This window comes from Flavobacterium arabinosi, assembly GCF_048158725.1.
Classification (GTDB): Bacteria; Bacteroidota; Bacteroidia; order Flavobacteriales; family Flavobacteriaceae; genus Flavobacterium; species Flavobacterium arabinosi.
In genome coordinates this window covers 364,754-384,517 of record NZ_JBLNKX010000004.1, presented here as the reverse complement: position 1 = coordinate 384,517, position 19,764 = coordinate 364,754, and the positions used below count along the sequence as shown (strand labels likewise).

Annotated in this window: 33 protein-coding genes; 32 read left to right on the top strand and 1 reads right to left on the bottom strand. The window is 35.3% G+C overall.

From position 1 onward, the window contains the following. Nucleotides 1-40: 40 nt before the first annotated feature. From rpsG to carA, 32 genes are all read left to right on the top strand, one after another. Complete coding sequence (rpsG, locus tag ACM55K_RS10990) at nt 41-517, top strand: 30S ribosomal protein S7 (RefSeq protein WP_035668130.1); 477 nt, start codon at nt 41-43, stop codon at nt 515-517. Between the two features lie 10 nt (nt 518-527). After that, entirely contained in the window at nt 528-2,684 is a 2,157-nt protein-coding gene (gene fusA, locus ACM55K_RS10985) for an elongation factor G (protein ID WP_416850252.1), read from the top strand. A gap of 11 nt (nt 2,685-2,695) precedes the next feature. Further along, on the top strand, nt 2,696-3,001 hold the full coding sequence (rpsJ, locus tag ACM55K_RS10980) for a 30S ribosomal protein S10 (protein WP_011963470.1): 306 nt from the start codon (nt 2,696-2,698) through the stop codon (nt 2,999-3,001). 153 nt (nt 3,002-3,154) lie between these two features. After that, the gene (rplC, locus tag ACM55K_RS10975; protein ID WP_039110224.1) at nt 3,155-3,772 is read left to right on the top strand and encodes a 50S ribosomal protein L3; all 618 of its coding nucleotides are present in this window, start codon (nt 3,155-3,157) and stop codon (nt 3,770-3,772) included. Next, the gene (gene rplD / locus ACM55K_RS10970; RefSeq protein WP_416850251.1) at nt 3,772-4,401 is read left to right on the top strand and encodes a 50S ribosomal protein L4; all 630 of its coding nucleotides are present in this window, start codon (nt 3,772-3,774) and stop codon (nt 4,399-4,401) included. Before rplC ends, rplD begins: the two co-directional genes overlap by 1 nt. Before the next feature lie 6 nt (nt 4,402-4,407). Further along, nucleotides 4,408-4,698, top strand: a complete 291-nt coding sequence (rplW, locus tag ACM55K_RS10965) for a 50S ribosomal protein L23 (RefSeq protein ID WP_104000023.1) — start codon at nt 4,408-4,410, stop codon at nt 4,696-4,698. A 6-nt stretch (nt 4,699-4,704) separates the two neighbouring features. Continuing rightward, the gene (gene rplB / locus ACM55K_RS10960) at nt 4,705-5,529 is read left to right on the top strand and encodes a 50S ribosomal protein L2 (RefSeq protein ID WP_035668122.1); all 825 of its coding nucleotides are present in this window, start codon (nt 4,705-4,707) and stop codon (nt 5,527-5,529) included. 6 nt (nt 5,530-5,535) lie between these two features. Continuing rightward, on the top strand, nt 5,536-5,814 hold the full coding sequence (gene rpsS / locus ACM55K_RS10955) for a 30S ribosomal protein S19 (RefSeq protein WP_007136562.1): 279 nt from the start codon (nt 5,536-5,538) through the stop codon (nt 5,812-5,814). A 6-nt stretch (nt 5,815-5,820) separates the two neighbouring features. Further along, on the top strand, nt 5,821-6,231 hold the full coding sequence (gene rplV, locus ACM55K_RS10950; protein WP_007136561.1) for a 50S ribosomal protein L22: 411 nt from the start codon (nt 5,821-5,823) through the stop codon (nt 6,229-6,231). Nucleotides 6,232-6,237: 6 nt separating this feature from the next. Continuing rightward, the gene (gene rpsC / locus ACM55K_RS10945) at nt 6,238-6,999 is read left to right on the top strand and encodes a 30S ribosomal protein S3 (RefSeq protein WP_039110223.1); all 762 of its coding nucleotides are present in this window, start codon (nt 6,238-6,240) and stop codon (nt 6,997-6,999) included. A 19-nt stretch (nt 7,000-7,018) separates the two neighbouring features. After that, nucleotides 7,019-7,444: a 50S ribosomal protein L16 gene (gene rplP / locus ACM55K_RS10940; RefSeq protein WP_007803637.1), complete on the top strand. Its 426-nt coding sequence runs from the start codon at nt 7,019-7,021 to the stop codon at nt 7,442-7,444. A gap of 13 nt (nt 7,445-7,457) precedes the next feature. Then, nucleotides 7,458-7,649, top strand: a complete 192-nt coding sequence (gene rpmC / locus ACM55K_RS10935; RefSeq protein ID WP_035668115.1) for a 50S ribosomal protein L29 — start codon at nt 7,458-7,460, stop codon at nt 7,647-7,649. A gap of 17 nt (nt 7,650-7,666) precedes the next feature. Next, complete coding sequence (gene rpsQ, locus ACM55K_RS10930) at nt 7,667-7,927, top strand: 30S ribosomal protein S17 (protein WP_039110222.1); 261 nt, start codon at nt 7,667-7,669, stop codon at nt 7,925-7,927. Between the two features lie 2 nt (nt 7,928-7,929). Beyond that, a complete protein-coding gene (rplN, locus tag ACM55K_RS10925; RefSeq protein ID WP_026717863.1) occupies nt 7,930-8,298 on the top strand; it encodes a 50S ribosomal protein L14 in 369 nt (122 codons plus the stop codon). 12 nt (nt 8,299-8,310) lie between these two features. Beyond that, nucleotides 8,311-8,625 carry a 50S ribosomal protein L24 gene (gene rplX, locus ACM55K_RS10920; RefSeq protein WP_282711769.1) on the top strand — a complete coding sequence of 105 codons (315 nt, stop codon included), beginning with the start codon at nt 8,311-8,313 and terminating at the stop codon, nt 8,623-8,625. A 2-nt stretch (nt 8,626-8,627) separates the two neighbouring features. After that, the gene (rplE, locus tag ACM55K_RS10915) at nt 8,628-9,179 is read left to right on the top strand and encodes a 50S ribosomal protein L5 (protein ID WP_091173704.1); all 552 of its coding nucleotides are present in this window, start codon (nt 8,628-8,630) and stop codon (nt 9,177-9,179) included. Nucleotides 9,180-9,182: 3 nt separating this feature from the next. After that, complete coding sequence (rpsN, locus tag ACM55K_RS10910; protein WP_007136553.1) at nt 9,183-9,452, top strand: 30S ribosomal protein S14; 270 nt, start codon at nt 9,183-9,185, stop codon at nt 9,450-9,452. A 123-nt stretch (nt 9,453-9,575) separates the two neighbouring features. After that, nucleotides 9,576-9,974: a 30S ribosomal protein S8 gene (gene rpsH / locus ACM55K_RS10905; RefSeq protein WP_035668108.1), complete on the top strand. Its 399-nt coding sequence runs from the start codon at nt 9,576-9,578 to the stop codon at nt 9,972-9,974. A gap of 17 nt (nt 9,975-9,991) precedes the next feature. Then, on the top strand, nt 9,992-10,534 hold the full coding sequence (gene rplF, locus ACM55K_RS10900; protein WP_416850250.1) for a 50S ribosomal protein L6: 543 nt from the start codon (nt 9,992-9,994) through the stop codon (nt 10,532-10,534). Nucleotides 10,535-10,545: 11 nt separating this feature from the next. Further along, entirely contained in the window at nt 10,546-10,896 is a 351-nt protein-coding gene (gene rplR / locus ACM55K_RS10895) for a 50S ribosomal protein L18 (protein ID WP_416850249.1), read from the top strand. Nucleotides 10,897-10,902: 6 nt separating this feature from the next. Further along, nucleotides 10,903-11,430, top strand: coding sequence for a 30S ribosomal protein S5 (gene rpsE / locus ACM55K_RS10890; RefSeq protein WP_073210380.1), 528 nt, complete (start codon nt 10,903-10,905; stop codon nt 11,428-11,430). Between the two features lie 12 nt (nt 11,431-11,442). Then, the gene (gene rpmD, locus ACM55K_RS10885; protein ID WP_114753105.1) at nt 11,443-11,625 is read left to right on the top strand and encodes a 50S ribosomal protein L30; all 183 of its coding nucleotides are present in this window, start codon (nt 11,443-11,445) and stop codon (nt 11,623-11,625) included. An 11-nt stretch (nt 11,626-11,636) separates the two neighbouring features. Further along, nucleotides 11,637-12,089, top strand: a complete 453-nt coding sequence (rplO, locus tag ACM55K_RS10880; protein WP_039110218.1) for a 50S ribosomal protein L15 — start codon at nt 11,637-11,639, stop codon at nt 12,087-12,089. Between the two features lie 13 nt (nt 12,090-12,102). Further along, nucleotides 12,103-13,449 (top strand): preprotein translocase subunit SecY, encoded by a 1,347-nt coding sequence (gene secY / locus ACM55K_RS10875; RefSeq protein WP_416842888.1) that lies wholly within the window; start codon nt 12,103-12,105, stop codon nt 13,447-13,449. A 3-nt stretch (nt 13,450-13,452) separates the two neighbouring features. Further along, complete coding sequence (gene infA, locus ACM55K_RS10870) at nt 13,453-13,668, top strand: translation initiation factor IF-1 (RefSeq protein WP_007136545.1); 216 nt, start codon at nt 13,453-13,455, stop codon at nt 13,666-13,668. A 12-nt stretch (nt 13,669-13,680) separates the two neighbouring features. Further along, nucleotides 13,681-13,797, top strand: coding sequence for a type B 50S ribosomal protein L36 (gene ykgO, locus ACM55K_RS10865; protein WP_008992256.1), 117 nt, complete (start codon nt 13,681-13,683; stop codon nt 13,795-13,797). 2 nt (nt 13,798-13,799) lie between these two features. Continuing rightward, nucleotides 13,800-14,174 carry a 30S ribosomal protein S13 gene (gene rpsM, locus ACM55K_RS10860; RefSeq protein ID WP_416842889.1) on the top strand — a complete coding sequence of 125 codons (375 nt, stop codon included), beginning with the start codon at nt 13,800-13,802 and terminating at the stop codon, nt 14,172-14,174. Nucleotides 14,175-14,182: 8 nt separating this feature from the next. After that, nucleotides 14,183-14,566 carry a 30S ribosomal protein S11 gene (gene rpsK, locus ACM55K_RS10855; RefSeq protein WP_024981527.1) on the top strand — a complete coding sequence of 128 codons (384 nt, stop codon included), beginning with the start codon at nt 14,183-14,185 and terminating at the stop codon, nt 14,564-14,566. Between the two features lie 90 nt (nt 14,567-14,656). After that, nucleotides 14,657-15,262: a 30S ribosomal protein S4 gene (rpsD, locus tag ACM55K_RS10850; RefSeq protein WP_416850248.1), complete on the top strand. Its 606-nt coding sequence runs from the start codon at nt 14,657-14,659 to the stop codon at nt 15,260-15,262. 21 nt (nt 15,263-15,283) lie between these two features. Next, nucleotides 15,284-16,276, top strand: a complete 993-nt coding sequence (locus tag ACM55K_RS10845) for a DNA-directed RNA polymerase subunit alpha (RefSeq protein ID WP_039110214.1) — start codon at nt 15,284-15,286, stop codon at nt 16,274-16,276. 36 nt (nt 16,277-16,312) lie between these two features. Continuing rightward, nucleotides 16,313-16,804: a 50S ribosomal protein L17 gene (gene rplQ, locus ACM55K_RS10840; protein WP_416850247.1), complete on the top strand. Its 492-nt coding sequence runs from the start codon at nt 16,313-16,315 to the stop codon at nt 16,802-16,804. 415 nt (nt 16,805-17,219) lie between these two features. Continuing rightward, nucleotides 17,220-18,320: a glutamine-hydrolyzing carbamoyl-phosphate synthase small subunit gene (carA, locus tag ACM55K_RS10835; RefSeq protein ID WP_416850246.1), complete on the top strand. Its 1,101-nt coding sequence runs from the start codon at nt 17,220-17,222 to the stop codon at nt 18,318-18,320. 86 nt (nt 18,321-18,406) lie between these two features. Here carA and ACM55K_RS10830 read toward each other — a convergent pair whose 3' ends face one another. After that, entirely contained in the window at nt 18,407-19,744 is a 1,338-nt protein-coding gene (locus tag ACM55K_RS10830; protein ID WP_416850245.1) for an erythromycin esterase family protein, read from the bottom strand. Between the last annotated feature and the right edge of the window lie 20 nt (nt 19,745-19,764).

Genomic DNA, 19,764 nt, shown 5'->3' with positions numbered 1-19,764 from the left:
TCGCGACTATATTGGTATGACATTTTATTAAAAAAAAGACATGAGAAAAAGAGCGGCAAAGAAAAGACCACTTTTACCAGATCCAAGGTTTAATGACCAACTGGTAACACGTTTTGTGAACAACTTAATGTGGGATGGAAAAAAATCGACAGCGTTTAAAGTATTTTATGATGCAATTGACATCATTGAGTCTAAAAAACAAGATGCAGAGAAACCATCATTAGAAATTTGGAAAGATGCGTTAACCAATGTTATGCCTCACGTAGAAGTACGTAGTCGTAGAGTAGGTGGAGCTACATTTCAAATTCCAATGCAAATTCGTCCAGATAGAAAAATTTCTATGGCGATGAAGTGGTTGATACTTTATTCTAGAAGAAGAAATGAAAAATCTATGGCTCAAAGGTTAGCTTCGGAATGTTTAGCTGCGGCTAAAGAAGAAGGTGCTGCTGTTAAAAAGAGAATGGATACTCACAAAATGGCAGAAGCTAATAAAGCATTCTCTCACTTTAGATTTTAATTCATAAGAAATGGCTAGAGATCTAAAATACACAAGAAATATTGGAATTGCTGCTCACATTGATGCTGGTAAAACAACAACAACGGAGCGTATATTATTCTATACAGGTAAATCACATAAAATAGGTGAAGTACACGATGGTGCTGCAACTATGGACTGGATGGCGCAAGAGCAAGAAAGAGGTATTACAATTACTTCTGCTGCTACTACTTGTGAATGGAATTTCCCTACTACACAAGGAATACCTTTACCGGAAACATTGCCTTATCACTTTAATATTATTGATACCCCGGGACACGTTGATTTTACTGTTGAAGTAAATCGTTCATTACGTGTACTTGATGGGTTAGTTTTCTTGTTTAGTGCTGTTGATGGTGTTGAGCCACAATCAGAAACTAACTGGAGACTTGCAGATCAATATAGAGTACCCCGTATCGGATTCGTTAACAAAATGGACCGTCAAGGTTCTAACTTTTTGATGGTTTGTCAGCAAGTTAGAGATATGTTGAAATCTAATGCAGTTGCTATTACTTTGCCAATTGGTGAAGAAAATGACTTCAAAGGGGTGGTTGATTTAGTTAAAAATCAAGCTATTGTATGGCATGAAGAGGGATTAGGTGCTACCTATGATATTGTGCCTATTCCTGAAGATATGATTGCAGAAGTGAAAGAATACAGATCAATTCTTATTGAAGCAGTTGCTGATTATGATGAAAATTTGTTGGAAAAATTCATGGAAGATGAAGACTCTATTACAGAGGAAGAAATCAACACTGCTTTAAGAGCTGCTACTATGGATATGGCTATCATTCCGATGATTGCTGGTTCTTCTTTCAAAAACAAAGGAGTTCAATTCATGTTGGATGCAGTATGTAAATATTTGCCATCTCCAATGGATAAAGAAGGTATTGAAGGGATTCATCCTGATGATGCTGATTTATTAGAAGAAGATCAAACTAAAATTTTGCGTAAGCCAGATGTTAAAGAGCCATTCGCTGCTTTAGCATTTAAAATTGCTACAGACCCATTCGTAGGTCGTTTAGCTTTCTTCCGTGCTTATTCAGGACGTTTAGATGCAGGTTCTTATGTTTTGAACACACGTTCAGGAAACAAAGAGAGAATCTCTCGTATCTATCAAATGCATGCTAACAAGCAAAACCCAATCGATTATATCGAGGCTGGTGATATTGGAGCGGCAGTTGGATTTAAAGATATTAAAACTGGAGATACATTGTGTGATGAAAAACACCCAATTATCTTAGAAAGTATGAAATTCCCTGCGCCGGTTATTGGTATTGCAATTGAGCCTAAAACTAAGGCTGACGTAGATAAAATGGGTATGGCTTTGGCTAAATTAGCTGAAGAAGATCCAACATTTACTGTTAGAACAGATGAGGCTTCAGGTCAAACTATTATATCAGGTATGGGTGAGCTTCACTTAGATATCCTTGTTGATAGAATGAAACGTGAATTTAAAGTTGAAGTGAACCAAGGTGAGCCTCAAGTTGAATATAAAGAAGCATTTACTAAATCTGCACAACACAGAGAAACTTACAAAAAACAATCAGGTGGTCGTGGTAAATTCGGTGATATCGTATTTAGAATTGAACCAGCAGATTTAGTTGACGGTAAAGCTCCGGTAGGATTGCAGTTTATTAATGCAGTGAAAGGTGGTAACGTTCCTAAAGAATATATCCCTTCAGTTGAAAAAGGTTTCAGAGAAGCTATGAAAACTGGTCCTTTAGCAGGATACCAAGTTGATAGTTTGAAAGTGACTTTATTAGACGGATCTTTTCACCCTGTCGATTCAGATGCGCTTTCTTTTGAGTTAGCTGCAAGAATGGGTTACAGAGAGTCAGGTCGTGCTGCAGGTGCTGTTATTCTTGAGCCTATCATGAAAATGGAAGTTATTACACCAGAAGAAAACATGGGAGATATCGTAGGTGATATTAACCGTCGTAGAGGTCAGGTTAATGACATGGGTGACAGAAATGGTGCTAAAACTATTAAAGCTGATGTGCCATTATCAGAAATGTTTGGTTATGTTACTACTTTAAGAACTTTGTCTTCAGGTCGTGCAACATCAACAATGGAATTTTCACATTACGCTGAAACTCCTTCGAATATTTCGGAAGCAGTTATCAAAAAAGCAAAAGGAAACGCTTAATCTTTAAGAAAATGAGTCAAAAAATCAGAATAAAACTAAAATCTTACGATCACATGTTGGTAGACAAGTCTGCTGAAAAGATTGTAAAAACTGTAAAAAGTACAGGTGCAGTAGTAACAGGACCAATTCCATTACCAACTCACAAAAAACTTTTCACTGTACTACGTTCTCCACACGTTAACAAAAAAGCGAGAGAGCAATTTGAAGTAATGTCATACAAGAGATTGATTGATATTTATTCATCTTCATCTAAAACTATTGATGCTTTAATGAAACTTGAATTGCCAAGTGGAGTTGAAGTTGAAATCAAAGTTTAAGTAGTTTAAGAGTAAAAAAGGACGCTGTTTTTAATCGAAAATTTTTTTTTGGTTTGTGTGTAAATAAGTTATACATTTGCACCCACTAAAAAAATAGGATTCGATTAAAAGCTGCGTTCTATATTTATATTTAATAATTAATAATTAATAATTATGTCTGGGTTAATTGGTAAAAAAATCGGCATGACTAGCATTTTCGACGAGAACGGGAAGAATATTCCTTGTACAGTAATCGAAGCTGGACCATGTGTTGTTACCCAAGTCAGAACCAAAGGTGTTGACGGGTACGAAGCGTTGCAACTTGGTTTCGATGACAAAAACGAGAAACATTCCACAAAAGCGGCTTTAGGTCACTTTAAAAAAGCGGGAACTGTAGCTAAGAAAAAAGTCGTTGAATTCCGAGATTTCGCAACTGAACAAAATTTAGGAGATCTTATTGATGTTTCTATTTTTCAAGAAGGAGAATTTGTAGATGTACAAGGTGTATCTAAAGGTAAAGGTTTTCAAGGGGTTGTAAAACGTCACGGTTTTGGTGGTGTTGGTCAAGCAACTCACGGTCAACACAACCGTTTAAGAGCGCCAGGTTCTGTAGGAGCTTCTTCTTATCCATCTAGAGTATTCAAAGGAATGCGTATGGCTGGAAGAATGGGAGGAGACAATGTAAAAGTTCAAAACCTTAGAGTTTTAAAAGTAGTTGCTGAAAAGAACCTACTTGTTATTAAAGGATGTGTTCCTGGATGTAACAACTCTTATGTAATCATTCAGAAGTAATGGAAGCAAAAGTATTAGATTTCAACGGAAAAGATACTGGAAGAAAAGTTCAACTTTCTGATTCAGTATTTGGTATAGAACCAAACAATCACGCAGTATACCTTGATGTAAAGCAATATCTTGCTAATCAAAGACAAGGAACGCACAAAGCTAAAGAAAGAGCTGAAGTTGCGGGAAGTACTCGTAAGATTAAAAAACAAAAAGGAACTGGTACTGCTCGTGCGGGTAGTGCAAAGAATCCATTGTTTAAAGGTGGTGGAACAGTTTTTGGACCAAGACCAAGAAGTTATTCATTTAAATTGAATAAAAACTTGAAACGTTTGGCTAGAAAATCTGCTTTCTCAATTAAAGCAAAAGAATCGAACATTATCGTTCTTGCAGACTTTGAATTTGAAACACCAAACACTAAAAATTTCATTAACGTTTTGAAAGCTTTAGAGTTAGAAAATAAAAAATCCCTGTTTGTCTTGGGTGATACAAATAAAAATGTATATTTGTCGTCACGCAATTTAAAAGGCTCTAGCGTAGTAAGTAGCTTAGAATTAAGTACTTACGCTATATTAAACGCTAATAATTTAGTGCTTTTAGAGAGTTCTTTGGAGATAATTGAAGAAAATTTAAGTAAATAATAGGATATGAGCATCATAATTAAGCCTATAGTAACGGAAAAAGTAACCAAAGAAAGTGAAGTTTTAAACCGCTTCGGATTCGTTGTTGACAAAAAAGCAAACAAAGTACAAATTAAGAAAGCTGTTGAAGCTGCTTATGGAGTAACTGTTTTGAGTGTTAACACGATGAACGTAAGACCGGATAGAACTACTAAATACACTAAAAGTGGTTTAATCAGTGGAAAGACTAATGCAATTAAAAAAGCAATTGTTCAAGTACAAGAAGGAGAAACAATTGATTTTTACAACAATATCTAAGATAAAATGTCAGTAAGAAAATTAAAACCTATTACCCCAGGTCAGCGATTTAGAGTTGTGAATGGTTATGACGCCATTACAACTGATAAGCCGGAACGCTCTTTGATAGCGCCGATAAAAAACTCTGGTGGTAGAAATAGTCAAGGAAAGATGACCATGCGTTATACGGGTGGTGGTCACAAGCAGAGATATCGTATCATTGATTTTAAACGTACAAAAGAAGGAATTCCTGCGACGGTTAAATCTATTGAATATGATCCAAATCGTACTGCATTTATCGCTTTGTTAGCGTATGCTGATGGAGAGAAAACGTATGTTATTGCTCAAAACGGATTGAAAGTTGGTCAGAAATTAGTTTCTGGTCCAGAATCTCAACCGGAGATTGGTAATACTTTACCTTTAAGTAGAGTTCCACTTGGAACTGTTATTTCTTGTATCGAATTGAGACCAGGTCAAGGAGCTGTAATCGCTCGTTCTGCTGGGACATTTGCTCAATTAATGGCAAGAGATGGAAAATATGCTACAATTAAAATGCCTTCTGGAGAAACAAGATTGATCTTGTTGACTTGTTCGGCTACAATTGGAGCGGTTTCTAATTCAGATCACCAATTAGTTGTATCAGGAAAAGCTGGTAGAACAAGATGGTTAGGAAGAAGACCTAGAACAAGACCTGTTGCAATGAACCCTGTCGATCACCCAATGGGTGGTGGTGAAGGACGTTCTTCTGGTGGACATCCACGTTCAAGAAATGGAATACCAGCTAAAGGTTATAGAACTCGTTCTAAGAAAAACCCGAGTAACAAGTATATCGTAGAACGTAGAAAGAAATAATAAGATATGGCACGTTCATTAAAAAAAGGACCTTTCGTTCATTATAAGTTAGACAAGAAAGTTCAAGAAAACATCGCAGGTGGAAATAAAGGAGTGGTTAAGACATGGTCTAGAGCTTCTATGATTACTCCGGACTTTGTTGGACAAACTATCGCAGTTCATAACGGTCGTCAATTTGTACCAGTTTACGTAACAGAAAACATGGTAGGTCACAAATTAGGAGAATTTTCACCAACTAGATCTTTTAGAGGTCATGCTGGAGCAAAAAATAAAGGTAAAAAATAAGAAGCAATGGGAGTTCGTAAAAGAGAAACAGCAGATGCGAGAAAAGAGGCTAATAAGTCTATTGCTTTCGCAAAATTGAATAACTGCCCTACTTCACCTAGAAAAATGCGCTTAGTAGCGGACTTGGTAAGAGGTCAGAAGGTAGAAAGAGCACTAAACATCTTAAGATTCAGTTCTAAAGAAGCTTCAAGAAAATTAGAAAAATTGGTTTTATCTGTAATTGCCAACTGGCAAGCAAAAAACCCTGACGCTAATATGGAAGAAGCAGGTTTATTTGTTAAAACGATTACAGTAGATGGTGGAATGATGTTGAAAAGACTTCGTCCAGCTCCACAAGGTCGTGCGCACAGAATAAGAAAACGTTCTAATCACGTAACAATCGTGCTTGGATCTATTAATAACACACAAGCAATTTAATACAAGATGGGACAAAAGACAAATCCAATTGGAAATAGACTTGGTATCATCAGAGGATGGGACTCAAACTGGTATGGTGGAAATGATTATGGTGATAAACTTGCCGAAGATCACAAAATCAGAAAGTATATCCATGCTCGTTTATCAAAAGCTAGTGTATCAAAAGTAATCATCGAGAGAACTTTGAAGCTTGTAACCGTTACTATCACTACTGCAAGACCTGGTATTATTATCGGGAAAGGTGGGCAAGAGGTAGACAAGTTGAAAGAAGAACTTAAGAAAATTACTGACAAAGAGGTTCAAATCAACATCTTTGAAATCAAAAGACCTGAACTTGACGCGTATCTAGTTGCTACAAGCATCTGTCGTCAAATCGAAAGCAGAATTTCTTACAGACGTGCAATCAAAATGGCTATTGCTGCTTCTATGCGTATGAACGCAGAAGGTATCAAAGTTTTGATTTCTGGTCGTTTGAATGGTGCTGAGATGGCACGTTCAGAAGGTTTCAAAGAAGGTAGAATTCCTCTATCAACTTTCAGAGCTGACATTGATTATGCACTTGCAGAGGCTCATACTACTTATGGTAGAATGGGAATCAAAGTGTGGATCATGAAAGGTGAAGTTTATGGAAAGAGAGATCTTTCTCCGCTTGCAGGAATGGATAAAAAACAATCTGGAACTGGTGGTGGTAAAGGTGGCGATTCTCCTAGAGGAGATAGAAAGCCTTTTAATAAAGGTGGAAAACCAGACGCTCGTAAAAGAAAGTAAATTTTTAAACTAAAGAAAAATGTTACAGCCTAAAAGAACAAAATACCGTAAGGTACAAAAGGGTAAAATGAAAGGAAATTCTCAAAGAGGACATGAACTTTCTAATGGAATGTTTGGTATTAAATCTGTACATGAAGATGGAATGTTCTTAACCTCTCGTCAAATAGAAGCTGCGCGTATTGCTGCAACTCGTTTTATGAAAAGAGAAGGACAATTATGGATCAAAATATTTCCAGACAAACCTATCACTAAGAAACCTCTTGAGGTACGTATGGGTAAAGGTAAAGGTGCAGTTGAGTATTGGGCTGCCGTTGTTAAACCCGGAAGAATTATGTTTGAAGTTGGAGGAGTACCTTTGTCAGTTGCAAAAGAGGCGTTACGTCTTGCAGCTCAAAAGCTTCCAGTAAAAACTAAATTCGTCGTTGCTAGAGATTTCGAAGCATAATTTATATTATATTATGAAACAATCAGAAATAAAAGATCTTTCTGCAGCGGAGTTGCAAGAAAAACTTAGCCAGACTAAGAAGGCATATGCCGACCTAAAAATGGCTCACGCTATTTCTCCAATTGAGAACCCACTTCAAATTAGAAGTGTAAGAAGAACAGTTGCAAGATTAGCTACGGAACTTACTAAAAGAGAGTTGCAATAATTGTAATCTGCTGAAAGATGGAAGAAAAAAGAAATTTAAGAAAAGAAAGAGTTGGTGTTGTTACTTCGGACAAAATGGATAAATCTATTGTTGTTGCTGAAGTGCGTAAAGTTAAACACCCATTATACGGTAAGTTCGTGTTGAAAACTAAAAAGTATCACGCACACGACGAAAAGAACGACTGCAACATTGGAGATACTGTAAGGATTAGCGAAACGCGTCCTATGAGTAAAACAAAATGTTGGAGGTTAGTTGAAATCCTAGAAAGAGCTAAATAATTATGGTACAACAAGAATCAAGACTAAAAGTAGCAGATAACACTGGAGCAAAGGAAGTTTTAACTATCCGTGTTTTAGGAGGTACCAAAAGAAGGTATGCCTCTGTTGGTGACAAGATTGTAGTTTCTATCAAAGATACTGCTCCTAACGGAAGCGTTAAAAAAGGAGCTGTTTCAACTGCAGTTGTTGTACGTACCAAAAAAGAAGTAAGAAGAGCCGATGGTTCATACATTAGATTTGATGACAACGCATGTGTGTTATTGAATGCTGCTGGTGAAATGAGAGGAACTCGTGTTTTTGGTCCGGTAGCAAGAGAACTTCGTGAAAAACAATTCATGAAAATTGTATCATTAGCACCAGAAGTGCTTTAATTCGTTTTTAAGATGATAAAGCTAAAAATAAAAACAGGTGACATCGTAAGAGTAATTGCTGGAGACCATAAAGGTGCTGAAGGTAAAGTATTACGTGTTTATCGCGAGAAAAACAAAGCGATTGTTGAAGGTGTAAACATGGTTTCAAAACATACGAAACCTAGTGCAAAAAGCCCTCAAGGTGGTATTGTAAAGAAAGAAGCTTCTATACAAATATCTAATATTTCTTTAATTGATCCTAAAACTAAGGAAACAACTAGAGTTGGTATTAGAGTAGAAGGAGATAAGAAAGTAAGATTTTCAAAAAAATCTAATCAAGTACTATAGTAATGGCGTATATACCTAGACTAAAAGAAGAATATAAGAGCAGAGTAATTGCTGCTCTTAAAGAGGAATTCGGATACGTAAACGTAATGCAAGTTCCAAAATTGGAAAAAATCGTTTTAAGTAAAGGAGTTGGTGCAGCTGTATCTGATAAAAAACTAATTGACTATGCAGTTGATGAGTTAACAAAGATCACTGGACAGAAAGCAGTATCTACAATTTCAAAGAAAGACGTTGCGTCATTCAAATTGAGAAAAGGGATGCCGATTGGAGCAAAAGTTACTTTACGTGGAGAAAGAATGTATGAGTTTTTAGATAGACTTATTACTTCTGCTTTACCACGTGTAAGAGATTTCAGTGGTATTAAAGCTACTGGATTTGACGGAAGAGGAAATTACAACCTTGGAGTTTTGGAGCAAATCATTTTCCCAGAAATTGATATTGATAAAGTAAACAAAATTTCAGGAATGGATATCTCTTTTGTAACTAGTGCAAAAACGGATAAAGAAGCAAAGTCTCTATTGACAGAATTAGGATTACCTTTTAAAAAGAATTAAGACATGGCTAAAGAATCAATGAAAGCCCGCGAGGTTAAGAGAGAAAAAACAGTAGCTAAGTATGCTGAGAAAAGAAAAGCTTTGTTAGAAGCTGGAGATTTCGTAGGTTTGCAAAAGTTACCAAAAAATGCTTCACCAGTTCGTTTGCACAACCGTTGTAAATTAACAGGTAGACCAAGAGGGTATATGCGTCAATTCGGTCTTTCACGTGTTACATTTCGTGAAATGGCAAATAACGGATTGATACCTGGTGTTAAAAAAGCATCTTGGTAAGACGTAATTTATTGCGTCCTGATACAGACATTACTTACGTTTTGTCTGTATCATAAACATTTATAAATTGGTTTCAGGTTCGACAAATAGTTTGTTGAAAACCAAAACCGCAAATTAATACACATGTATACAGATCCTATTGCAGATTACTTGACAAGAGTTCGTAACGCTGTGGCTGCAAACCACAAAGTTGTTGAAATTCCTGCATCTAATCTAAAAAAAGAAATAACTAAGATCTTATTTGATCAAGGTTATATCTTGAGTTACAAATTTGAAGACAACGCTGTACAGGGTTCAATCAAAATCGCTTTGAAGTATGATAAAGATACTAAAGAGTCAGTAATTAAAGATATCCAAAGAATTAGTAAACCAGGTTTACGTAAATATTCAAGTTCTTCAACTATTCCTAGAATCCTTAATGGATTAGGAATTGCTATTGTTTCTACATCAAAAGGTTTGATGACAGGAAAGAAAGCCAGACAGTTAAATGTTGGTGGTGAAGTAATTTGTTACGTATACTAATTTAAAGACTATATAAGATGTCAAGAATAGGTAAAAGTCCGGTTGTAATCCCTGCTGGTGTAACTGTTGAAGTTGCAAATGGTATTATTACAGTAAAAGGAAAAAATGGTCAACTAACTCAGGAGTTTTCGGACGTTACTGTTACAGTTGAAGATGGTCAAGTTCAAGTTGACAGATCGTCTGATCACAAAGACCAAAGAGCAAAACATGGTTTGTACAGATCTTTAATCAATAACATGATTATCGGTGTAACAGAAGGTTTTACTAAGTCATTAGAATTGGTAGGAGTTGGTTATAGAGCTTCAAATCAAGGACAAAAATTAGATTTAGCACTTGGTTATTCTCACAATATTGTTTTAGAAATTGCTCCAGAAGTTGTTTTGGAAACTATCTCTGAAAAGGGGAAAAACCCAATTGTGAAATTAACATCATTTGACAAACAACTTTTAGGTCAGGTAGCAGCGAAAATTAGAGGTTTTCGTAAGCCAGAGCCGTACAAAGGAAAAGGTGTTAAATTTGTAGGTGAAGTATTAAGAAGAAAAGCAGGTAAATCAGCTTAAAAAATAAGATTATGTCATTAACAAAACCTGAAAGAAGACAAAGAATTAGATTCAGAATTAGAAAAAGTATTAGTGGTACTGCTGCTAACCCAAGACTATCTGTATTTAGAAGTAACAAAGAAATTTACGCTCAACTTATTGATGATGTAAACGGAGTTACTTTATTGGCGGCTTCTTCAAGAGAAAAAGAAATAGGTAACGGTACGAACATAGAAGTTGCTACAGCGGTTGGAAAACTAATTGCTGAAAAAGCTTTAAAAGCTGGGATAGACGTAATAACTTTCGATAGAGGAGGTTATTTATATCACGGTCGTATTAAATCATTAGCGGAAGGCGCAAGAGCGGCTGGACTTAAATTCTAATATAGTATGTCTAATAGTAAATACAAGAATGTAGAGTTAGTAAAACCAAGTGGTCTTGAATTAAAAGATCGTTTGGTAAGTGTAAATCGTGTTACTAAGGTTACAAAGGGAGGTAGAGCTTTTGGTTTTTCTGCTATTGTAGTTGTAGGTGATGAAAATGGAGTGGTTGGACACGGATTAGGAAAATCTAAAGATGTTTCTGAAGCAATTGCGAAAGCAGTGGAAGATGCTAAGAAAAATTTAGTAAAAATTCCTTTGAATGGTAAATCAGTTCCTCACGAACAAAAAGGTAAATTTGGTGGTGCACGTGTATTCTTAATTCCGGCCTCTCATGGTACTGGAGTTATTGCTGGTGGAGCTGTTCGTTCAGTTCTTGAATCAGTTGGAATTCATGATGTATTATCTAAATCTCAAGGATCTTCAAATCCTCACAACGTAGTAAAAGCGACTTTTGATGCTTTATTACAAATGAGAAGTGCTTATACTGTTGCAAAACAAAGAGGCGTTTCTTTAGAAAAAGTTTTTAAAGGTTAATTCAAGGAAATTATGGCTAAATTATTAGTAAAACAAGTTAGAAGCAAAATCAACTGTCCTCTTTCTCAAAAGAGAGGATTAGAAGCTTTAGGTCTACGTAAAATGGGACAAGTTGTAGAGCATGATTCAAACCCTACAATCCTTGGGATGATAAATAAAGTTAAACACTTAGTTTCTGTTGAAGAAGCTAAATAACAAATACTGTTATGAATTTAAGTAACTTACAACCTGCTGAAGGTTCTACACACAATCAAAATAAAAGATTAGGTAGAGGAGAAGGTTCTGGAAAAGGTGGTACTTCTGCAAGAGGTCACAAAGGAGCAAAATCTCGTTCTGGTTATTCTAAAAAGATTGGTTTTGAAGGTGGTCAAATGCCACTTCAAAGACGTGTGCCTAAGTTTGGTTTCACAAACATCAATCGTAAAGAATACGAAGGTGTTAATCTTGATACACTTCAATTGTTAGTAGACAATGGTGTGATAACAGATTCTGTTGATATGACAGTTTATGTTGCTAATCGTTTGGCTACTAAAAATGAAATCGTTAAGATTTTAGGAAGAGGAGAATTGACAGCGAAATTAAAAGTAACTGCTCACAAATTTACCGCTACTGCAAAAGCTGCTATTGAAGCTGCTGGTGGAGAAGCTGTAACAATATAATTTTTCTATTAAGATGAAGAAATTTATTGAATCATTAAGTAATGTTTGGAAAATTGAGGAACTGAAAAATAGAATCCTAATCACTTTAGGTCTTCTTTTAGTTTATCGTTTTGGAGCACACGTTACGCTTCCTGGAATTGATGCAACTCAATTAAACAGTTTAGCTGGCCAAACCAAAAATGGTATTGGATCTATTCTAGACATGTTTACAGGAGGTGCTTTCTCTAAAGCTTCGGTTTTTGCTTTAGGTATAATGCCATATATTTCTGCATCTATTGTTGTTCAGTTAATGGGAATTGCGATTCCATATTTGCAAAAGCTTCAAAGTGACGGTGAAAGTGGTAGAAAAAAGATTAATCAAATTACCCGTTGGTTGACAATAGGTATTACTCTGGTTCAAGGCCCAACGTACATTTATAATTTGTATAGAACTTTGCCTAGTAGTGCTTTTTTGTTAGGATTCGATTCATTTGAATTCTTATTTTCTTCAGTAATTATCTTAGTTACAGGGACGGTATTCGCCATGTGGTTAGGAGAAAAAATTACTGATAAAGGTATTGGTAACGGTATATCATTGTTGATTATGGTTGGTATTTTGGCTAGATTCCCTCAAGCTTTTATCCAAGAGTTTACAACCAGAGTTACGAATAATAATGGTGGACCAATGTTATTGGTTATTGAAATTATCATTTGGTTATTGGTTATTATTGCTTGTGTATTACTTGTAATGGCAGTTCGAAAAATACCTGTTCAGTACGCTCGTCGTACTTCTTCAGGGGATTACGAACAAGACTTAATGGGTGGTAATAGACAATGGATTCCATTGAAGCTTAACGCTTCTGGAGTTATGCCTATTATCTTTGCTCAGGCAATTATGTTTATTCCTGCTGCTGTAGCAGGTTTATCAAAATCAGATGCATCACAATCTATTGTTGGCGCTTTTAGTAATATGTTTGGGTTTTGGTATAATTTTGTTTTTGCAACTTTAATTGTTGTATTTACTTTCTTTTATACTGCAATCACGGTTCCTACTAATAAGATGTCTGATGATTTAAAGAGAAGTGGCGGTTTTATTCCTGGTGTTAGACCTGGAGTTGAAACTTCTGATTTTCTTGACAAAGTGATGTCTTTAATAACTTTTCCAGGATCTTTATTTCTTGCCTTGATAGCTGTGTTCCCAGCAATTGTTGTAAGTCTTATGGATGTTCAACAATCTTGGGCAATGTTTTTTGGAGGTACTTCATTAATAATTATGGTTGGTGTTGCCATAGATACGATTCAACAAATCAATTCATATTTGTTAAACAAACATTATGACGGTTTAATGAAGAGTGGTAAAAATAGAAAAGCAGTAGCTTAACTTATGGCAAAACAATCAGCAATAGAACAAGACGGTTCAATCATTGAAGCATTATCAAATGCGATGTTCCGTGTAGAGTTAGAAAATGGACATATTGTAATCGCCCATATATCTGGAAAAATGCGTATGCATTACATCAAATTATTACCTGGTGATAAAGTGAAACTAGAAATGAGCCCTTACGATTTGTCAAAAGCAAGAATTACTTATAGATATTAAAGGATATTCAAAATGAAAGTTAGAGCTTCAGTAAAAAAGAGAAGTCCCGAGTGCAAAATTGTGCGAAGAAAAGGGAGATTGTACGTAATAAACAAAAAGAATCCTAGATTTAAACAAAGACAAGGATAGTTATGGCAAGAATAGCAGGGGTAGATATCCCAAAAAATAAGAGAGGTGTTATAGCACTTACCTATATCTTCGGATTAGGAAGCAGTAGAGCTATTGAGATTTTAGCAAAAGCTCAAGTTAGCCAAGATAAAAAAGTTCAAGACTGGAATGATGATGAGATCGGAGCAATTCGTGAAGCAGTGTCAACTTTCAAAATTGAAGGAGAATTACGTTCTGAAGTTTCTTTAAACATCAAACGTTTAATGGATATTGGATGTTATAGAGGTATCCGTCATAGAACTGGTCTTCCATTAAGAGGACAAAGAACTAAAAACAACTCTAGAACAAGAAAAGGTAAGAGAAAAACTGTTGCCAACAAGAAAAAAGCAACTAAATAATAAGTAATATGGCTAAAGCAACTGCAAAAAAACGTAAAGTTATCGTTGAATCAACGGGAGAAGCTCATATTTCTGCTACTTTTAACAATATCATCATTTCTTTGACAAACAAAAAAGGTGAAGTTATTTCTTGGTCTTCAGCTGGTAAAATGGGTTTTAGAGGTTCTAAAAAGAACACTCCATACGCAGCCCAAATGGCAGCAGAAGATTGTAGTAAAGTAGCTCTTGAAGCTGGACTTAAAAAAGTAAAGGTTTATGTTAAAGGACCAGGAAACGGACGTGAGTCTGCTATCCGTTCTTTACATAACGGTGGAATTGAAGTGACTGAGATTATCGATGTTACTCCAATGCCTCACAACGGATGTCGTCCTCCTAAAAGACGTAGAGTTTAATACTCAAAAAATAATAGTATAACCTAGATTGAATACCGATTATCGAAGGATAAGACCTGAATTCATAATCTCAATCTTAAACAATTTAAAATGGCAAGATATACTGGTCCTAGTACAAGAATCGCTCGTAAATTTGGCGAAGCGATTTTCGGAGACGATAAAGCTTTCGAAAAAAGAAATTACCCACCTGGTCAACACGGGATGGCTAAAAAAAGAGGAAAAAAATCTGAATATGCTGTCCAGTTAATGGAAAAGCAAAAAGCTAAATATTCTTACGGAATATTAGAAAAACAATTCAGAAACTTATTCGAAAAAGCATCAGCAACCAAAGGTGTTACTGGTGAAGTTCTTTTACAATTGTGTGAAGCAAGATTAGACAACGTTGTTTTTAGAATGGGTATTGCTCCTTCTAGACGTGGTGCTCGTCAAATCGTTTCACACAGACATGTTACTGTAAACGGAGAAAATGTAAATATTCCTTCTTACCACTTGAAACCAGGTGATGTAGTAGGTGTTCGTGAAAAATCTAAATCTATAGAAGCGATCGAACGTTCTTTATCAAATTCAAGTCATGTTTATGAGTGGATTACATGGAACAATGAAACTAAATCAGGTACGTTTGTTACTGTTCCTGCTAGACTTCAAATTCCAGAAAACATCAAAGAACAATTAATCGTAGAGTTGTACAACAAATAATAATTGACTTAGTCGAAATTTATGGCAATATTTAATTTTCAGAAGCCCGATAAAGTTATCATGATCGATTCAACCGATTTTGAAGGTAAATTTGAATTCAGACCTTTAGAACCAGGATACGGATTGACCGTTGGTAATGCACTTAGAAGAGTTTTGCTTTCAGCATTAGAAGGTTATGCAATAACATCTGTTCGCATTGAAGGTGTAGATCATGAGTTTTCTACTATTTCAGGAGTTGTTGAGGACGTTACCGAAATTATTCTTAATCTTAAACAAGTACGTTTCAAACGTCAAATTGAAGATATAGATAATGAATCAGTTACTATTTCTGTTTCAGGTAAAGATCAATTGACAGCTGGTGATTTTCAAAAATTTATTTCAGGTTTCCAAGTTTTGAATCCAGAACTGGTTATCTGTAATTTAGACAGCAAGATCAAACTTAATTTCGATTTAACGATCGAAAAAGGTAGAGGATATGTTCCTGCTGAAGAGAACAAAAAACAGAATGCTGCAATTGGAACTATTTTTACAGATTCAATTTTTACTCCGGTAAAAAATGTAAAATATGCGATTGAAAACTTCCGTGTGGAGCAAAAAACAGATTATGAAAAATTAGTTTTTGAAATAAAAACTGACGGTTCTATTAATCCAAAAGATGCCCTTACTGAAGCTGCAAAAGTTTTAATTCACCATTTCATGTTATTCTCTGACGAAAGAATTACACTCGAGGCTGACGAAATTGCACAAACAGAATCTTATGACGAAGAGTCATTGCATATGAGACAATTGCTTAAAACTAAGCTTGTTGATATGGATCTTTCTGTAAGAGCATTAAATTGTTTGAAAGCGGCTGAAGTTGATACACTTGGTGATTTAGTATCGTTCAATAAAAATGACCTAATGAAATTCCGTAATTTTGGTAAAAAATCTTTAACTGAGCTTGATGAACTTGTTGCAGTTAAAAATTTAAACTTCGGTATGGATTTAGCAAAATACAAACTAGATAAAGAATAATCTAATCCGCCTTGGCGGATTAAATTTCATAAAGCAATGAGACACGGAAAAAAATTCAATCACTTAAGCAGACAGACTGCACATAGAAAATCTATGTTAGCTAATATGGCTTGTTCTCTTATCGAGCACAAACGTATTAACACTACTGTTGCTAAAGCAAAAGCGCTTAAACAATTTGTTGAGCCTTTAATAACAAAATCAAAAGCGGATACTACTCACAATCGTCGTATCGTTTTTGGATACTTACGTAGCAAATATGCGGTAACTGACTTGTTCAGAGACGTAGCTGCTAAAGTAGGAGACCGTCCAGGTGGATACACTCGTATCATTAAAGTTGGAAATCGTTTAGGAGATAATGCTGATATGGCAATGATCGAATTAGTAGATTTCAATGAACTTTACAATGGTGGTAAAAAAGAAGTTAAAAAAGCAAAAAGCCGTCGTGGTGGTAAAGCTAAGAAAGATGAAGCTACTGAAGCTGAAGCTCCAGCTGCTGAAACTGAAACAACTACAGACACTGCTGAATAGTTATGAAAATAATCATTCAATAAAAATCAAGGATAAGCTAGTACTAGTTTATCCTTTTTTTTTGATTTTTTTTAATTTCAGGAGCACAACATTATATGTTTAAAGGAACTTTTGACCTGCTTTTGTTATATCTTTTTCTTGTAATTTTTCCTTCGTTCAAATGACAAGAAAAAGGATACTGCTTCAATCAGAGCTACTTAGGACTATTGTTTTCTATAAGAAATTTTACAAAGAATGATGTTTAATTCAAGACTTGTATTTCTTTAATCCTTGTATGTTTTCATGTTTAAAATATAAATTTTAAAAACGTTGCATTCATTGCTTTAAAGAATTAAATTTGCACAATATTTAACTACACATGAAACGAGTTTTTCGAGTTACATGAGACTATTAAAAAAATAATAGAATTCAACGAATGAAATATACAACACGACAAAAAGCAATTCTTCTATTAAGTGACGGAACCATATTCCATGGTAAATCTATTGGAATCAGTGGAACTACTTTTGGAGAAGTTTGTTTTAACACAGGAATGACAGGTTACCAAGAAATATTCACTGACCCTTCTTATTTTGGTCAATTGATGGTAGCTACCAATGCACATATTGGGAATTATGGCGTAAACGATTCAGAAGTTGAATCAAAAAGTATTAAAATTTCAGGTTTAGTTTGTAAAAACTTTAGCTTCAATTATTCTCGCGAAGGAGCTTCAGGAAGTTTAGAAGACTATTTTATTAAACAAAACCTTATTTGTATATCTGATGTAGATACACGCGCTTTGGTAAGTTACATACGTGACAATGGTGCTATGAATGCTGTAATTTGTACAGATGAAACACCAATTGAAGAGCTAAAAGTTTCATTGGCAAAAGTGCCGGATATGAAAGGATTGGAATTAGCTTCTAAAGTATCTACTACTGAGCCTTATTTCTTTGGTGATGAAAATGCAACCTATAAAATTTCTGCACTTGATTTAGGAATTAAAATGAATATCCTTCGTAATTTGGCCAAAAGAGATTGTTACATAAAAGTATTTCCTTTTTATTCTTCTTACCAAGATTTAGCTGCATTTAATCCAGATGGCTATTTTTTATCTAATGGACCTGGTGATCCTGAGCCTCTTTCTGGTGCTATTCAAGTAGCAAAAGAAATTCTTGAAAACGACAAGCCATTATTTGGAATCTGTCTTGGACACCAAGTAATTGGTCTGGCAAACGGAATTTCAACTTATAAAATGTTTAACGGACACAGAGGAATAAACCATCCCGTAAAAAACATCATTACTGGAAAAGGAGAAATCACTTCTCAAAATCATGGTTTTGCCGTAAATAAAGAAGAGTTGGACAATCATCCTGATTTAGAAATTACACATCTTCACCTAAACGATGGAACAGTTGCAGGTATGCGTATGAAAAACAAAAATTGTTTCTCAGTTCAATACCATCCGGAAGCAAGTCCTGGACCACATGATTCATCTTATTTATTCGATCAGTTTATTGAAAATATAAAAGGCTAGAGTTTTAATATGATTGGTGTTTTAAAATAGAAAGAAGGTTTGACTTAATTAAAAGTCAAACCTTCTTTCTATAAAATAATGTAAACTTACATGCCAAAAGGATATGTTTCCGGAATTTGGTTTCCATCTGGTTGAATATGTATAGGATGCAATGCGCTTGATTCGTCAAGAAAAATAAAGGCATCGTATCTTTCTGGTAAGATTGTAGGAACATAATTCCCGAATCTTTCATATTCTGGATTATAAACTACTCCGATGGCCCGATGTCCTATATAAGAAGAAAGACATTTTTCGTTCTTTATTTCATTCATTAATAACAATTTGTCTTTTCCATTGCTTGCAAGATGAAAAGCGTGCTCCCAGCTTCCCGCGACTGCTTCAGGAACTTTTATTTTTCGCATGGAATCACCCCATTCTCTTCCGGCAACCACACTCCCTTTGTATGAACCAAATCCAACTGCAACAACCCCTTCGCTTAAGTATTGCTCTCTTACTAACTGTCCCACATTTACCATTCCTTCTGATGCCATTTTTGTGGCGCGAGCATCGCCAATATGCGTGTTATGTTCCCAAACTATTATTTTAGCATCCTTTCCATGGAATTTCATGAGGCGTTCTATCGTAGAAACCATGTGCTCATCGCGAATATTCCAGGATGCGCCCCCTCTTTTTATCATGGCACGATAATATTTTTCGGCGTTTCTGGCAACGAATGCGTTTTGTTCGGTACTGAAAGCATTTTCCGGATCATGATTGTAGTTAGGAACATTTTTAACTATTTCCGTAAGCATATGCAGAATTTCTTTTTCACATAATTCCGGTAGGAATGATGAGGCTCTGGCGTACGTTTGGCCTTCGTCTCTGCCGTATGGCTCAAAGCATTTCATTGCTGTTTTTGCAACTGCTAATGCTTTTGGATCATTTTTTTCTAAATATTGAATTATGGAATTCATTGACTCCCTGAAACTGTATACATCCAAACCATAAAATCCGATTCGCTTATCAGCGGATAAATCTTCGTTATAAACCTTGAGCCAATCGATAAAAGCTGCTGTCTCCCAATTGGCCCACATCCATGTTGGCCATCTTTTAAATTCATTCATGACACTGTAGATGTCTTTTCCGGAATCTAAATATCCTTTTGCGTAACGATTTAATCGATAGCAATCTGGCCAATCACCTTCGACTCCTACAAAAGAAAACCCTTTTTCTTGAATTAGTCGCTGTGTAATCTTGGCTCTCCAGGTATAATATTCATGAGTTCCATGTGATGCTTCGCCTAAGAGGACATATTTTGCATCACCTATATAATTAATTAATGGATCTAAATCTGTTGTATTTTCCAGTGGAGAAGATGATTTACTCAATAATTCAATGATTTCACTAGAATTGATTAAATTGTTACGGTTTTTTGAAGCTTCCATCACATTTTATTTTATTGATT

Excerpts from the sequence above, each read along its gene's own strand:
- rplV (WP_007136561.1), top strand. The coding sequence starts at position 5,821 with ATGGGAGTTCGTAAAAGAGAAACAGCAGATGCGAGAAAAGAGGCTAAT.
- rplW (WP_104000023.1), top strand. The coding sequence starts at position 4,408 with ATGAGCATCATAATTAAGCCTATAGTAACGGAAAAAGTAACCAAAGAA.
- ykgO (WP_008992256.1), top strand. The coding sequence starts at position 13,681 with ATGAAAGTTAGAGCTTCAGTAAAAAAGAGAAGTCCCGAGTGCAAAATT.
- rplN (WP_026717863.1), top strand. The coding sequence starts at position 7,930 with ATGGTACAACAAGAATCAAGACTAAAAGTAGCAGATAACACTGGAGCA.
- rpmD (WP_114753105.1), top strand. The coding sequence starts at position 11,443 with ATGGCTAAATTATTAGTAAAACAAGTTAGAAGCAAAATCAACTGTCCT.
- rpsH (WP_035668108.1), top strand. The coding sequence starts at position 9,576 with ATGTATACAGATCCTATTGCAGATTACTTGACAAGAGTTCGTAACGCT.
- rpsM (WP_416842889.1), top strand. The coding sequence starts at position 13,800 with ATGGCAAGAATAGCAGGGGTAGATATCCCAAAAAATAAGAGAGGTGTT.
- carA (WP_416850246.1), top strand. The coding sequence starts at position 17,220 with ATGAAATATACAACACGACAAAAAGCAATTCTTCTATTAAGTGACGGA.
- fusA (WP_416850252.1), top strand. The coding sequence starts at position 528 with ATGGCTAGAGATCTAAAATACACAAGAAATATTGGAATTGCTGCTCAC.
- rpsC (WP_039110223.1), top strand. The coding sequence starts at position 6,238 with ATGGGACAAAAGACAAATCCAATTGGAAATAGACTTGGTATCATCAGA.
- infA (WP_007136545.1), top strand. The coding sequence starts at position 13,453 with ATGGCAAAACAATCAGCAATAGAACAAGACGGTTCAATCATTGAAGCA.
- rplD (WP_416850251.1), top strand. The coding sequence starts at position 3,772 with ATGGAAGCAAAAGTATTAGATTTCAACGGAAAAGATACTGGAAGAAAA.
- rpsK (WP_024981527.1), top strand. The coding sequence starts at position 14,183 with ATGGCTAAAGCAACTGCAAAAAAACGTAAAGTTATCGTTGAATCAACG.
- rpsN (WP_007136553.1), top strand. The coding sequence starts at position 9,183 with ATGGCTAAAGAATCAATGAAAGCCCGCGAGGTTAAGAGAGAAAAAACA.
- rplC (WP_039110224.1), top strand. The coding sequence starts at position 3,155 with ATGTCTGGGTTAATTGGTAAAAAAATCGGCATGACTAGCATTTTCGAC.
- secY (WP_416842888.1), top strand. The coding sequence starts at position 12,103 with ATGAAGAAATTTATTGAATCATTAAGTAATGTTTGGAAAATTGAGGAA.
- ACM55K_RS10845 (WP_039110214.1), top strand. The coding sequence starts at position 15,284 with ATGGCAATATTTAATTTTCAGAAGCCCGATAAAGTTATCATGATCGAT.
- rpsQ (WP_039110222.1), top strand. The coding sequence starts at position 7,667 with ATGGAAGAAAAAAGAAATTTAAGAAAAGAAAGAGTTGGTGTTGTTACT.
- ACM55K_RS10830 (WP_416850245.1), bottom strand. The coding sequence starts at position 19,744 with ATGGAAGCTTCAAAAAACCGTAACAATTTAATCAATTCTAGTGAAATC.
- rpsE (WP_073210380.1), top strand. The coding sequence starts at position 10,903 with ATGTCTAATAGTAAATACAAGAATGTAGAGTTAGTAAAACCAAGTGGT.
- rplO (WP_039110218.1), top strand. The coding sequence starts at position 11,637 with ATGAATTTAAGTAACTTACAACCTGCTGAAGGTTCTACACACAATCAA.
- rpsD (WP_416850248.1), top strand. The coding sequence starts at position 14,657 with ATGGCAAGATATACTGGTCCTAGTACAAGAATCGCTCGTAAATTTGGC.
- rplR (WP_416850249.1), top strand. The coding sequence starts at position 10,546 with ATGTCATTAACAAAACCTGAAAGAAGACAAAGAATTAGATTCAGAATT.
- rplP (WP_007803637.1), top strand. The coding sequence starts at position 7,019 with ATGTTACAGCCTAAAAGAACAAAATACCGTAAGGTACAAAAGGGTAAA.
- rplE (WP_091173704.1), top strand. The coding sequence starts at position 8,628 with ATGGCGTATATACCTAGACTAAAAGAAGAATATAAGAGCAGAGTAATT.
- rplQ (WP_416850247.1), top strand. The coding sequence starts at position 16,313 with ATGAGACACGGAAAAAAATTCAATCACTTAAGCAGACAGACTGCACAT.
- rpsG (WP_035668130.1), top strand. The coding sequence starts at position 41 with ATGAGAAAAAGAGCGGCAAAGAAAAGACCACTTTTACCAGATCCAAGG.
- rpsS (WP_007136562.1), top strand. The coding sequence starts at position 5,536 with ATGGCACGTTCATTAAAAAAAGGACCTTTCGTTCATTATAAGTTAGAC.
- rplX (WP_282711769.1), top strand. The coding sequence starts at position 8,311 with ATGATAAAGCTAAAAATAAAAACAGGTGACATCGTAAGAGTAATTGCT.
- rpmC (WP_035668115.1), top strand. The coding sequence starts at position 7,458 with ATGAAACAATCAGAAATAAAAGATCTTTCTGCAGCGGAGTTGCAAGAA.
- rplB (WP_035668122.1), top strand. The coding sequence starts at position 4,705 with ATGTCAGTAAGAAAATTAAAACCTATTACCCCAGGTCAGCGATTTAGA.
- rplF (WP_416850250.1), top strand. The coding sequence starts at position 9,992 with ATGTCAAGAATAGGTAAAAGTCCGGTTGTAATCCCTGCTGGTGTAACT.
- rpsJ (WP_011963470.1), top strand. The coding sequence starts at position 2,696 with ATGAGTCAAAAAATCAGAATAAAACTAAAATCTTACGATCACATGTTG.